The organism is Stenotrophomonas sp. GW821-FHT02D01, assembly GCF_059421765.1.
On sequence record NZ_JBWKVP010000004.1, the window covers coordinates 415,876 to 427,902 of the forward strand.

Annotated in this window: 12 protein-coding genes and 1 rRNA gene; 7 read left to right on the plus strand and 6 right to left on the minus strand. The window is 67.0% G+C overall.

The annotated features are described in order from the left end of the window. Nucleotides 1–34: 34 nt before the first annotated feature. Nucleotides 35–946 carry a glycine--tRNA ligase subunit alpha gene (glyQ, locus tag AC07UW_RS11555; protein ID WP_025878768.1) on the minus strand — a complete coding sequence of 304 codons (912 nt, stop codon included), beginning with the start codon at nt 944–946 and terminating at the stop codon, nt 35–37. An 83-nt stretch (nt 947–1,029) separates the two neighbouring features. Between glyQ and AC07UW_RS11560 the strand changes: the two genes are divergently transcribed. Genes AC07UW_RS11560 through AC07UW_RS11570 form a run of 3 tightly spaced genes read left to right on the plus strand, consistent with a single transcriptional unit; the run spans nt 1,030 to nt 4,546 of the window. Next, complete coding sequence (locus AC07UW_RS11560; protein WP_336022744.1) at nt 1,030–2,865, plus strand: GspE/PulE family protein; 1,836 nt, start codon at nt 1,030–1,032, stop codon at nt 2,863–2,865. After that, the gene (locus tag AC07UW_RS11565) at nt 2,837–3,583 is read left to right on the plus strand and encodes a glutamine amidotransferase (RefSeq protein WP_495212094.1); all 747 of its coding nucleotides are present in this window, start codon (nt 2,837–2,839) and stop codon (nt 3,581–3,583) included. Before AC07UW_RS11560 ends, AC07UW_RS11565 begins: the two co-directional genes overlap by 29 nt. 51 nt (nt 3,584–3,634) lie before the next feature. Next, complete coding sequence (locus tag AC07UW_RS11570) at nt 3,635–4,546, plus strand: BPSS1780 family membrane protein (protein ID WP_049465015.1); 912 nt, start codon at nt 3,635–3,637, stop codon at nt 4,544–4,546. A gap of 46 nt (nt 4,547–4,592) precedes the next feature. Here AC07UW_RS11570 and tatC read toward each other — a convergent pair whose 3' ends face one another. From tatC to AC07UW_RS11590, 4 genes are all read right to left on the minus strand, one after another. Further along, nucleotides 4,593–5,342: a twin-arginine translocase subunit TatC gene (gene tatC / locus AC07UW_RS11575; RefSeq protein WP_025878764.1), complete on the minus strand. Its 750-nt coding sequence runs from the start codon at nt 5,340–5,342 to the stop codon at nt 4,593–4,595. Then, complete coding sequence (gene tatB, locus AC07UW_RS11580) at nt 5,339–5,812, minus strand: Sec-independent protein translocase protein TatB (protein WP_312112645.1); 474 nt, start codon at nt 5,810–5,812, stop codon at nt 5,339–5,341. Before tatB ends, tatC begins: the two co-directional genes overlap by 4 nt. A 15-nt stretch (nt 5,813–5,827) precedes the next feature. Beyond that, the gene (gene tatA / locus AC07UW_RS11585) at nt 5,828–6,055 is read right to left on the minus strand and encodes a Sec-independent protein translocase subunit TatA (RefSeq protein WP_025878762.1); all 228 of its coding nucleotides are present in this window, start codon (nt 6,053–6,055) and stop codon (nt 5,828–5,830) included. Nucleotides 6,056–6,129: 74 nt separating this feature from the next. Continuing rightward, on the minus strand, nt 6,130–7,020 hold the full coding sequence (locus AC07UW_RS11590) for a lipid-binding SYLF domain-containing protein (protein WP_025878761.1): 891 nt from the start codon (nt 7,018–7,020) through the stop codon (nt 6,130–6,132). Nucleotides 7,021–7,186: 166 nt separating this feature from the next. Between AC07UW_RS11590 and hemH the strand changes: the two genes are divergently transcribed. From hemH to AC07UW_RS11610, 4 genes are all read left to right on the plus strand, one after another. Then, nucleotides 7,187–8,149 carry a ferrochelatase gene (hemH, locus tag AC07UW_RS11595; RefSeq protein WP_495212099.1) on the plus strand — a complete coding sequence of 321 codons (963 nt, stop codon included), beginning with the start codon at nt 7,187–7,189 and terminating at the stop codon, nt 8,147–8,149. Further along, nucleotides 8,146–9,003 (plus strand): alpha/beta fold hydrolase, encoded by an 858-nt coding sequence (locus AC07UW_RS11600; RefSeq protein ID WP_313250314.1) that lies wholly within the window; start codon nt 8,146–8,148, stop codon nt 9,001–9,003. The genes hemH and AC07UW_RS11600 overlap by 4 nt, the downstream gene beginning before the upstream one ends. A 127-nt stretch (nt 9,004–9,130) precedes the next feature. Then, nucleotides 9,131–9,280 (plus strand): hypothetical protein, encoded by a 150-nt coding sequence (locus AC07UW_RS11605; RefSeq protein WP_154231535.1) that lies wholly within the window; start codon nt 9,131–9,133, stop codon nt 9,278–9,280. 14 nt (nt 9,281–9,294) lie between these two features. Further along, nucleotides 9,295–11,391: a methyl-accepting chemotaxis protein gene (locus tag AC07UW_RS11610; protein ID WP_495212095.1), complete on the plus strand. Its 2,097-nt coding sequence runs from the start codon at nt 9,295–9,297 to the stop codon at nt 11,389–11,391. Nucleotides 11,392–11,774: 383 nt separating this feature from the next. Here AC07UW_RS11610 and rrf read toward each other — a convergent pair. After that, nucleotides 11,775–11,889, minus strand: a 5S ribosomal RNA gene (gene rrf / locus AC07UW_RS11615). Nucleotides 11,890–12,027: the final 138 nt, after the last annotated feature.

Below are 12,027 nucleotides of genomic sequence, written 5' to 3' on the forward strand. Positions count from 1 at the left end.
TAGTAGGTGAAACGCGTGATGGGAGAACGGGCCGTCAGGCCTTCTTCGCGCCCGGGAAGCCCAGCTTCTCGCGCTGCTCGTAGTAGGCCTTGGCCACCGCCTGGGCCAGCGCGCGCACGCGCAGGATGTAGCGCTGGCGTTCGGTCACGCTGATCGCACGGCGCGCATCGAGCAGGTTGAAGGTGTGGCTGGCCTTCATCACCTGTTCGTAGGCCGGCAGCGGCAGGTTCACTTCCACCAGCTTCTGTGCTTCGCGCTCGCAGGCATCGAAGCGGTGGAACATTTCTTCCACGTCGGCGTATTCGAAGTTGTAGGTGCTCTGCTCCACCTCGTTCTGGTGGTAGACGTCGCCGTAGGTCACCGGCTGCCCATCCGGGCCGTAGGTCCAGACCAGGTCGTAGACGTTGTCGCAGTTCTGCAGGTACATGCACAGGCGCTCGAGACCGTAGGTGATCTCGCCCAGCACCGGCCGGCACTCCAGGCCACCGGCCTGCTGGAAGTAGGTGAACTGGGTCACCTCCATGCCGTTGAGCCAGACTTCCCAGCCCAGGCCCCAGGCGCCCAAGGTCGGCGATTCCCAGTTGTCCTCGACAAAGCGCAGGTCGTGCACCAGCGGATCGATGCCCACCGCCTTCAGCGAATCCAGGTACAGCTGCTGGATGTTGTCCGGTGCCGGCTTCATCGCCACCTGGTACTGGTAGTAGCGCTGCAGGCGGTTCGGGTTCTCGCCGTAGCGGCCATCGGTCGGGCGCCGCGACGGCTGCACGTAGGCCGCGTTCCAGGTTTCCGGACCGATCGCACGCAGGAAGGTGGCCGGGTGGAACGTACCGGCGCCCACCTCCAGGTCGAGCGGCTGGATGAGCACGCAGCCCTGCTGGGCCCAGAACTGGTTCAGGGTCTGGATCAGGCCCTGGAAGGTGATCGGAACGGTCGGGGTCGCGGACATGCGGACGAGTCTTGGCCGGCAAAGGGGTGCGCTAGTATAACGGCCGACCTGCGGGGCATTCCGTACCCGGAAGGAGCAGGTGGATGGAACATCGGCTGCCCACGGGCACGCCCGGCGAGCCTGGAGCGGCACCGTTGCCGCCCGGTCGCCTGCAGTTCGAACAGGTTGCGGCGGCCCTGCTGGCCGACGGCGTGGTGGCTGCGCACGAGCGCGAGCGCATCCGTTTTTCCGCACAGGGCGCCCGCAATGCCAGTGAAGTGCATCCACTGGTGCTGCTGTCCAACCTCAAGCTGGCCGCCAGCGACGGCGGCGACCTCAATCTGGAACGCCTCACCGAGTGGCTGGCCCAGCGTACCGGCAGCCGCTACCTGCGCATCGATCCGACCCGGGTCGACGTCGCCTCGGTCACCGCCGTGGCCTCGCACGCCTACGCGCGCCGCCATCGCTTCCTGCCGCTGGCGGTGGATGGCGAACGCGTGCTGGTGGCCACCAGCGAGCCGCTGGCACAGGAATGGCTGCGCGACCTGCAGCACCTGACCCGCCTTCGCATCGAGCTGGCGGTGGTCAATCCGCTGGACCTGCACCGCTACACCATGGAGTTCTTCGGCGTCACCCGCTCGGTGCGCGGTGCCCGTGGCGACGTACGGGGTGAGGCCAGCACCACCCTGCCCAGCTTCGAGCAGCTGGTCGAACTGGGCCGCACCGGCGACGTCAATGCCGACGACCAGCACATCGTGCACATCGTCGACTGGCTGCTGCAGTACGCCTACGAGCAGCGCGCCTCGGACATCCATCTGGAGCCCCGCCGCGAAATGGGCCGCATGCGCTTCCGCATCGACGGCGTGCTGCACAAGGTGTTCGAAGTGCCACCGGCGGTGATGACCGCCGTGGTCAGCCGTATCAAGGTGCTCGGACGCATGGACCTGGCCGAGCGCCGGCGCCCGCAGGATGGTCGCATCAAGACCCGCTCGCCCGGCGGCCGTGAAGTGGAAATGCGCCTGTCGACCATGCCGACCGCCTTCGGCGAGAAATGCGTGATGCGCATCTTCGACCCGGAAGCGGCCTTCAAGAGCATCGACCAGCTCGGCTTCAGCCCGCAGGAAGCGGCCGGCTGGACCGCCCTGGTCGAGCGCCCGCACGGCATCGTGCTGGTCACCGGCCCGACCGGTTCGGGCAAGACCACCACCCTGTATTCCACCCTGAAGCGGCTGGCCACGCCGGACGTCAACGTATGCACGGTGGAAGACCCGATCGAGATGATCGCGCCGGAATTCAACCAGATGCAGGTGCAGACCAACATCGACCTGGATTTCGCCAGCGGTGTGCGCACCTTGCTGCGGCAGGACCCGGACATCATCATGATCGGCGAGATCCGCGACCTGGAAACCGCGCAGATGGCCGTGCAGGCCTCGCTGACCGGCCACCTGGTGCTGTCCACCCTGCACACCAACGACGCGCCCTCGGCCATCACCCGCCTGCTCGACCTGGGCGTACCGCATTACCTGCTGTCATCCACCGTCAACGGCATCCTCGCCCAGCGCCTGGTGCGCACCCTGTGCCCGCACTGCAAGCAGCCGCACACCCTCGGCCGGGCCGATTGGGCAGTACTGGCTGATAGCGAAGCTGCATATCCAGATGCCGCCACGCCCTGTCGGCCGGTCGGTTGCCTGGAGTGCCGGCGCACCGGATTCCTCGGCCGCATCGGCCTGTATGAGTTGCTGCCATTGGGCTCGCGCCTGCGCGGGCTGATCCGTGCGGACATGGATCTGGCCGGTTTCAACCGTGCCGCGCGTGCTGAAGGAGTGCGAACCCTGCGCCAGGCCGGGCTTGAAAAGGTGGCACAGGGGCTGACTACAATCGAGGAAGTCCTGTCCGTACTGCCTCCCCCGGATGAATCCAGCGCCCTTCCTGATCCTTGAAACCGGCCGCCCCGTGCCGTCGTTGCGCCGCTACGGGCGCTTTCCGCACTGGATCCGGGTCGCCGCCGGCCTGGAAGAACACGAGACCGTCGTGGTTGACGTCGAGCATGGCGCCGACCTGCCCGATCCACGCCAGTTCGCCGGCGTGCTGGTAACCGGCTCGGCCGCCTTCGTCACCGACCACGCCGAATGGAGCGAACGCAGTGCCGACTGGCTGCGGCAGACCGCGCACGACGACGTGCCGGTGTTCGGCATCTGCTACGGCCACCAGCTGCTGGCCCACGCGCTGGGCGGCGAAGTGGCCTACAACCCCGCGGGGCGCGAATCGGGAACGATTGAACTGGCACTGGACCCGCAGGCCGCGCAGGACCCGTTGTTCCAGGGCCTGCCGAGCCACTTCGCGGCCCACGCCACCCATCTGCAGACCGTGCTGCGCGTACCCGAGGGTGCCGCCGTGCTGGCGCGCTCGCCGCTGGATGGCTGCCATGCCTTCCGCTGGGGCCGCCAGGCCTGGGGCGTGCAGTTCCATCCGGAATTTGCCACCCACCACATGCGTGGCTATGTGCGCGCACGCGCCGACTGCATCGGCCGTCATGGCGGTTGCGCGCGCAGCATCGAGCGCGCGGTCAGCGCCGCGCCGCTGGCGCGCCAGCTGTTGCGGCGCTTTGTCCGCCAGGCCCGGCTGTCTTCAGCCCAGCCGGTGGCAAAACAGGGATAATCGGCGGCACGGGCATACCGCCCGGCCCCTCCTGTCCCTCCCCGGATGTCCATGAAAGAGATTCGCAAGCTGCCAGCCTCGGCGGGCGCCCAGTGGTTGCTGGATACGTTCTCGCTGTATCGGCGTGCGCCGCTGCAGCTGGCCCGGATCGGCCTGACCTGGCTGCTGGTGAACTGGGTGGTCACCCTGCTGGGGACGATGCTGCCCGGCACCGCCGGCCTGGCCCTGCAGATGATGACGCTGGTGATTTCACCGGTGATGTTCGGCGGCATGCTGTACGCCATGGGTGAGATCGACCAGGGCCGTCCCGGCCTGGCCACCCATCTGCTGCAGCCGATCCGCGACCGCCGTGTCAGCCACCTGCTGGTGCCGCTGGCGATCCAGGTGCTGGCCGTGCTGCTGCTGGGCGCGCTGCTGTACCTGATGATCGGCCGCGAGGGCTTCACCGCCTTCAGCGACACCATGACCAAGATGCAGGAACTCGGCCGCAGCGGGCAGCAGATCAGCCCGGAAACCGCCGCCGAACTGGTCGCCAACCTGCCCGCGCAGCGCATCGCGCTGTGGATGCTGCTGGTGTTCTGCACCGCCGTGGCGCTGACCCTGGCGATGTTCACCCAGCCGGCACTGGTGGTGTTCGACCGCCAGAGCGGCATGCACGCGCTGCGCCTGAGCCTGCAGGGCTGCATCGAGAACATCGGCGCCACCGCCGTGTTCACCGTGCTCGGCCTGATCGCCGCGTTCTGCGTCTATGTGCTGTTCGTGATCGTGGTCCAGCTCGGCATGCTGCTGGGCGGCCCGCTGGCGGCGGCATTCATCGCGCAGCTGGTGTTCACCACGGTGCTGATGCCGCTGTATGTCGGCGCGGTCTATTCGGCCTGGAAGCAGATGTTCGTGCATCGCGGCAGCCGCGGCGCACCGCCGGTGCCGCAGTCGCCGCCTGCCAACGACGTCTTCCACGCCTGAGCGGGGCTCAACGGTAGCGCCGGGCCATGCCCGGCGCTACCAGGAATCAGGCAGCAGGCTTCTTGACCACCGAAGACGGCACCAGCCAGCGCGCGGCGTGGATGCCCAGCTCGTACAGCAGGCACATCGGGATCGCCAGCATCAGCTGCGACACTACGTCCGGCGGAGTCAGGATCGCAGCGAGCACGAAGATGCCGACGATCGCGTAACCGCGTCCTTCCTTGAACTGCTGCGGCGTGATCCAGCCCAGCAGCACCAGGATCACCATCGCCACCGGCAGCTCGAAGCTGCCGCCGAAGGCGAAGAAGATCGCCAGCACGAAGTCCAGGTAGGCATTCGCATCCGGCGTGATCGCGATCACTTCCGGGCTGAAGGTGGTGAGGAAGTGGAAGACCGCCGGCAGCACCAGGAAATAGGCAAAGGCGCAGCCGGTGTAGAACAGCAGCACCGAGGAGACCAGCAACGGCATCGCCAGGCGCTTCTCGCGTGCATACAGGCCCGGCGCGACGAAGGCCCACAGCTGGTACAGCAGCCATGGCACGGCCACGAACAAGGCCACGAAGAACGTCAGCTTCAACGGCGCGAAGAAGGCGCCGGCCGGGTTGGTGGCGATCATCGTCTGCCCATTGGGCAACTGCGAGATCAGCGGCTCGGCCAGTGCGTTGTAAAGCTTCTGGGTAAACGGCAGCAGGCCCAGCAGCACAACGCCCAGCCCCAGCAGCGCACGCACCAGGCGCGAGCGCAGTTCAACCAGGTGTTCCACCAGCGAACTTTCGCCGAAGTCGTGTTCGCTCATGACGGGCGCTCCGTGCGCGCGGGCGTTTCGGTCGCGGTATCAGCAACGGCATCGCCCGCAGCTTCAGCGGTGGCGGGCGCAATGGCTGCACCTTCAGTCGACGCCACCACTGGCTCGGTCGCATCCGCCAGATGTGGGGGCTGTTCGGCCGGGGCCGGTGCACGCACCTGCTGCGCCAGCGTGTCGCTGTGCTGTTGCATCTGTTCGGCTTCGCGGCGCATGGCTTCGCCGCTGGCACGCAGCTGGTTCTCGGTGTCCTGCATGCCCTGGCGCACGTCCTGCATCTGCCGCTTGATGTCTTCGGCCTGCAGTTCGCGTTCCAGTTCCTGCTTGACCGAATCCCATTGATTACGCGCGCGGCGTACCCACAGTCCGGCGAAGCGGGCCGCCTTGGGCAGGCGCTCAGGACCGAGCACCACCAAGGCGACAACCGCGATCACCAGCAGTTCGCTGAAGCCGATATCAAACACCGCAACCGCTCCGGATCAACGCGGCTTGCGGTCGTGCTCGTCCTGCGCGGTGCGCGAGGCGTCCTGGCTGCGCGACTCATCGCCCAACTGTGCGTTCGGCTTGTCGTCGTCGTGCATGCCCTTCTTGAATTCCTTGACCGCCGAGCCGAGGTCCTTGGCACCACTGGTCAGGCGCTTGGTGCCGAACACCAGCAGGACGATGGCGAGCACGACCAACCAATGCCAGATGCTGAAACTGCCCATAAGTCGCTCGTTACGTTAGTGATCAGATTGCCGAGCATAGCGCACCGGCTGTTAGCCGGCGCGCGTGACGAAAGTCAGTTGTTGCCCAGTGTTTCAGTGCGGATTTCACCGTCGTTGACCGGCTGGAAACCCTGCTGGGCCGGCGGCGGGGTCTGCGGAACGGCCTGCAGCGGCGCCGTGGTCGCTTCAGCAGGCGCCGCTGGCGCTGCCTGAACAGGCTGCGGGGCAGGCGCTGCAGCGGCCGCCGGACGCGGTGCGTCATTGCCGCCATTGCGGTTGTTGCGCGCCGCGTAGGTGGCCTCTTCCAGGCGATCGCGGAAAGCGACCACATCCATTGACGGCGAGCCAGCCGCGCGGCCCTCGAAGATCATCCGCGGGGTGGTGTTGCTGCCGTAGGCATCAAGGTTGGCAGCATCGTCGATCTGCAGGATCGCACCATCCAGGGCTACGCCGGCGAACAGGCCGCGGGCGCGCGACCACGACCAGATCTCGGCCTTCAGCTGGCCATCGGTGGCGGCGGCGGCATTGCGGCCGACCGGACCGGCGGCCACACCGGCATCGGCGCCGAGGGTGAACTTGCCGTTGACCAGATTGTCCAGGCTGCGGTCGTTGCGGAACACCAGCACCACGTCGGAGGACTGCACACCGGCCTGGAAGCCGATGCTGCCGCCGGTGAGCTTGATGAATACCGGGTTCGACCACGCACCATTGGGCATGCGCACCGACATCAGGCCGTGGCCACGACGGCCGCCGATCACCAGACCGGCCTTGATCGTGTCGGGAATGACGATGACCGCGCGGCCTTCGTCGAGCAATTTGTCCGGAATGCCCTGTTCAGGGATTCCCTGGATTTCAGCCAGTACACGCACCGCGTTGCGGGCGCGCTGGTCTTCCTGCGGTCCGGCCATGGCCTGGCTGGACAGCAGGCTGGCGGCGATCAGCAGGGCTTGGATCGGGCGACGCATGGCAGGCTCCAGAAGTCAGTCCATAGGAAGATATAGCAAGTGACTGAAATTAGTAGTGTTGTGATGAATCCCCAATGAGCGTTGCCTGCTCATGTTGGCCTTATCGATGACATCCATCCGAACCCTGCATGCCGACGTGACGATGGAATCGGCGACAATACCGCCCATGCTCGACGCACCCGATACCGCCGTACTGGCGGTCAACCTAGGCACGCCCGAGACGCCGACGGCTCCCGCCGTTCGCCGTTATCTGGCCGAATTTCTGTCCGACCGGCGCGTGGTCTCGCTGCCGGCACTGCTGTGGCAGCCCTTGCTGCGCGGTCTGATACTGCCGCTGCGCAGCAGCCGTTCAGCCGCCAAGTACGCCCAGGTGTGGCTGCCGGAAGGCTCGCCGCTGATGGTCCACACCCGCCAGTTGGCGCAGGCGATGCAAGCATTGCTGCCGACGCTGCGCGTACGCCACGCGATGCGCTACGGCGAACCCGCGCTCACCACCGAACTGGATCGGCTGGCCACCGAGGGCGTGCGCCGCATCGTGGTATTGCCGCTGTATCCGCAGTATTCGACCACCACCACGGCCTCGGTCGAGGATCGTGTGGATGCCTGGCAGCGCAGGAACCCACAGGTCACCGTGAGCCTGGTGCAGGACTATTCGATCGATCCGGACTGGGTCGCCGCCGTTGCCGGCTCGATCCAACGCTACTGGCAGCAGCAGGGTCGCGGCCAGAAGCTGATGTTCTCCTTCCATGGCATTCCGCAGCGCCTTGCCGATGCCGGCGATCCCTATCCGCAGCGCTGCGAGGCCAGTGCGCGCGCGATCGCCGCAGCACTGGGCCTGGGCGCGGACGACTGGCAGATGGGTTACCAGTCGCGCTTCGGCCGCGAACGCTGGCTGCAGCCCTACGCCGAACCCAGCCTGTGGGAACTGGCCGAGGCTGGGGTAAAACAGATCGACGTGGTCTGCCCCGGCTTTGCCACCGACTGCCTGGAAACACTGGAAGAAGTCGCGATGGGCTTCACCGAAACACTGGCTGAGCGCGGCGCACAGATGCGCTACATCCGCTGCCTCAACGCCGAACCGGAACACGCACGCGCATTGGCTCGGCTGGCCGTGGCCTCGCTGGCATGACCCTGCAGCCGTTTGAACTGCAGGTCGCAGGCGTCCGCGTCGCCGGCCTGCGCCGTGCGGGCGACGGACCGCGCGTGCTGGCCCTGCACGGTTGGCTCGACAATGCGGCCAGCTTCGTACCGCTGGCGCCGCATCTGCCGCAACTGGACCTGGTGGCGATCGACCTGCCCGGACACGGCCACAGCGCGCATCTGCCTACCGGTGCGGTGTACACCACGCCGGCGGCGATCACCCACGTACTCGATGTCGCCGACGCGCTGGGCTGGGACCGGTTCACCCTGATGGGCCATTCAATGGGTGCCGGCATCGCCAGCCTCACCGCAGCGGTCAGTGATCGCATCGAACGGCTGGTCGCCATCGAGGCACTCGGCGGCCTGCGCGGGCCGGAGGAAGAAACCGCCAGCCGCCTGCGCGAGCACGTCGACGCCACCCGAGCACTGGCACGCAAGCAGCTGCGCGTGTTCCCGGACCTGGCTGCACCGATCCGGGCGCGGATGATGACCAACCAGCTCAGCGAAGGCTGCGCACGCCTGCTGGTCGAACGCGGTGTCGAGCCGGTCGAAGGCGGCTATCGCTGGTGCAGCGATCCGCGCCTGATGCTGCCCACCGCGATCCGCCTCAGCGAAGGCCAGATCGACAACCTGCTGCAGGCCATCACCTGTCCTACCCAGGTGATCTATGCCACGCCTGCACAGTCGTATTATCCCGAGCCGATGCGCAGCGAGCGCCTGCAGCATCTGCGTGATGGCCGCCTGGCGGTATTTCCCGGCAACCATCACCTGCACATGGAACACCCGGCGCGTATTGCCGCCGTCATCGATGCGTTCCTGAGCGAAAACGCCAACGCACGCTGACCATCGTCGGCCGCGCGCACTTCACTCTGCGCCAGTGCGGCCGATAGAACGGTAGTGGGCCCCTGCGTCCACAGCACGCAGGCCCTTTGTGCCTGCGGCTCGTTCCTGGTTCTGCAAGGAAGACCGCATGTCCCGTCTGCTGCACCGTCATCCACAGGATGTGGTCACGGTGTCCGTCCTCCGCGTCGCTGCCTGCGCCGCATTCCCCGAATTCCCCGACCGTGCCGTCGTTGCGCTCATCCGCGCAGCGCGTTGCATGGCCGCTGCCGTCCGTTGATCCAGGAGTTGCCGATGTCCATTGCGTCCTCCCACCCGCCCGACCAGGGCCGTGTCCCTTATCTGCAACAGCTGGCCCAGCGAGGCGATCGTCGCCTGCTGCTGGGCAGCGTGGTATTCGCAGCGATCGGCCTTGTGCTTGCCGTGCGCGGCACGTCGGTGCCCGCTGCGAGCGCCGTTGCCGCCGCGGTACTGCCAGCCGCCTGGCTGGGCTGGCGCCAGGCCGGCCATGCGCTCGCGCGCAACGGCCTGGCCGGAGTGCTTTCACTGCAGTTGAGCCTGCTCTGCCATATCAGCGGATTGAATGCCGCATTGCCCATCGCGCTGCTGCTGGGCGTGCTGCTAATCCAGCGTGACCGCATGCCGCTGTGGCTGGCCGGCGCGGTGGGTGTCGGTGCGTTGCTGGCGCCGTTGCTTGATGGGGCGGCCGTCCTGCCGCCGCTGTTGAATGCCATGGCCCTGGCGGTGCTGACGCTGGTGCTGGGCCAGACCGCCGCGCGCCTGCGCCAACAGAGCGAAGCGCTGGGTCATGGACCGCACCGCTTGGCGGCATTGGCACGCGACATCGCCACGGGCGCCGACCTCGGCGCACACAGCAATGCACGCAACTACGCACCCGGTTCCCTGGCCCACGCACTGGCCGATACCGCACGCCATGTGCAGGCGCAGCGCGGCCGCGAGGCCGAGGCGAACGCCGAGAACGCGCAGATCCGCCAGGCACTGGATGCCTCACGCACGGCGATGATGATTGCCGACAACGATCACGTCATCCGCTACGTCAATCGCTCGGTGGTGGCACTGCTGCGCAACCAGCAGGCCACGCTGCGCCAGGCCTTCCCGGATTTCGACGCCGAGCGGCTGGTCGGCAGCAGCATCCATCGCTTCCATGCCAACCCTGACCGCATCCGCGGCATCCTCAATGGGCTGCAGGCGACACACAACGGCAAGGTGCGGATCGGGCCGGTGCACTTCGCCCAAGTCGTCACCCCGGTGTTCGACGCACAGGGCGCGCGCCTGGGTTTTGCGGTGGAATGGCATGACCGTACCCACGAACTGACGCTGGAGAATGCCGTCGCCGGGATTGTCGATGCCGCCGCGCAGGGTGATCTGGAACAGCGCCTGCAGGCGAGCGAAGGCGCCAGCTTCCTCGACGGCCTGACCGGGGGCATCAACCAGCTGCTGGACACACTGGGCAGCACGGTCGACGAAGTGCGGCAGATGCTTTCGGCGATGGCCAACGGCGATCTCGACCGTCGCATGCAGGGCGAGTACCACGGCGCGTTCGCCGCCATCCAGCGCGATGCCAACGCCACCGCCGGCCAGCTGGCGCGCATGGTCGGCCACATCCAGCACTGCGCCACCACCATCAGCACGGCCGCCAGCGAAATCGCCGCCGGCAACGGCGCGCTGTCCGAGCGCAGCGAGCGACAGGCCGCTCATCTACAGGAAACGGCCGCCTCGATGGAGGAGCTGACCGCCACCGTGCGCCAGAACGCAGCGCATGCGCGCCAGGCCAGCGAGCTTGCCGCCTCCACCCAGGGCGCAGCAAGTGATGGCAACCACGCCATGCAGCGGGTGGTCGACACCATGCAGGCCATCGAAGGCGCGTCGAAGCGGATCGGCGACATTACCGGTGTGATCGACGGCATTGCCTTCCAGACCAACATCCTCGCGCTCAACGCAGCGGTTGAAGCGGCACGCGCCGGCGAGCAGGGGCGCGGGTTCGCGGTCGTCGCCAGCGAGGTCCGTGTGCTCGCGCAGCGATCGGCGGCGGCGGCCCAGGAGATCAAGGTCCTCATCGACGAGGCAGGACGTCAGGTCGGCGAGGGCGCCCAGTTGGTGGCCGATGCCGGACAGCGCATGCAGGGCATCGTCGGCGGCGTGGAGAACGTAAGCCACCTGATGCGCGAGATCTCGGCCGCGTCACAGGAGCAGTCATCCGGCATCGAGCAGATCAACCAGACGGTGGTGCAGATGGACCAGGCCACGCAGCAGAACGCGGCGCTGGTGGAAGAAGCCACTGCGGCGGCACGTGAACTGCAGTCGCAGGCCGGTGCACTGAACCAGGCGGTATCGGTGTTCCGCCGGCGCGAGGCCGCGTTGATCGACTGATCCGGGCCTGCGTCTGCTGCATGGAAGGCGGCGCCCGCAGGGCGCCGCCTTTTTGTTGGGCGTGGTTCGCGGCGGGGTTGTTTGACTCAACGGGTACGAAGGCGGTCCGTTCGAGGCTGCATGCGACACGATGATGAGAGCCGGGCAACCTGCCGCTGCGGCGAAGCATGTCCGCCAGCTGCTGAGCTCCACAGAATGCTGCACTCTCTGGGCGCCGCATCTGTGGGTGGGTGCTGAGTCCCGGTAGTGCCGGCCGCTGGCCGGCAACCTCATGAACATCACGCGGCTGCACGTGCTTGCCGGGCAGCGGCCGGCACTCCCCTTGGTTTCCCGCGCACAAAGAAAAACCCCGCTGCGTGAGCAGCGGGGTTTTTGGGTATAAACCCTGGCGATGACCTACTCTCGCATGGCTTAGGCCACACTACCATCGGCGCAGCTACGTTTCACTTCCGAGTTCGGGATGGGATCGGGTGGTTCCATAGCGCTAATTTCACCAGGGAGGCGGTTGGAGTGTCGCCTGGGCGTCGTGTCCTTGCAGGGGGCGGGCATGGTGATGCCAGCGTTGCAAAGAGACGCGCCTGAGCGCCTGCCTCTCGTTTGGTCTTGTGACGTAGCGTGCACTTGGATCTATCGACA

Bases quoted from the DNA above. Each gene is read 5' to 3' on its own strand.
- glyQ (WP_025878768.1), bottom strand. From the start codon at position 946: ATGTCCGCGACCCCGACCGTTCCGATCACCTTCCAGGGCCTGATCCAG.
- AC07UW_RS11560 (WP_336022744.1), top strand. From the start codon at position 1,030: ATGGAACATCGGCTGCCCACGGGCACGCCCGGCGAGCCTGGAGCGGCA.
- AC07UW_RS11565 (WP_495212094.1), top strand. From the start codon at position 2,837: ATGAATCCAGCGCCCTTCCTGATCCTTGAAACCGGCCGCCCCGTGCCG.
- AC07UW_RS11570 (WP_049465015.1), top strand. From the start codon at position 3,635: ATGAAAGAGATTCGCAAGCTGCCAGCCTCGGCGGGCGCCCAGTGGTTG.
- tatC (WP_025878764.1), bottom strand. From the start codon at position 5,342: ATGAGCGAACACGACTTCGGCGAAAGTTCGCTGGTGGAACACCTGGTT.
- tatA (WP_025878762.1), bottom strand. From the start codon at position 6,055: ATGGGCAGTTTCAGCATCTGGCATTGGTTGGTCGTGCTCGCCATCGTC.
- AC07UW_RS11590 (WP_025878761.1), bottom strand. From the start codon at position 7,020: ATGCGTCGCCCGATCCAAGCCCTGCTGATCGCCGCCAGCCTGCTGTCC.
- hemH (WP_495212099.1), top strand. From the start codon at position 7,187: ATGCTCGACGCACCCGATACCGCCGTACTGGCGGTCAACCTAGGCACG.
- AC07UW_RS11600 (WP_313250314.1), top strand. From the start codon at position 8,146: ATGACCCTGCAGCCGTTTGAACTGCAGGTCGCAGGCGTCCGCGTCGCC.
- AC07UW_RS11605 (WP_154231535.1), top strand. From the start codon at position 9,131: ATGTCCCGTCTGCTGCACCGTCATCCACAGGATGTGGTCACGGTGTCC.
- AC07UW_RS11610 (WP_495212095.1), top strand. From the start codon at position 9,295: ATGTCCATTGCGTCCTCCCACCCGCCCGACCAGGGCCGTGTCCCTTAT.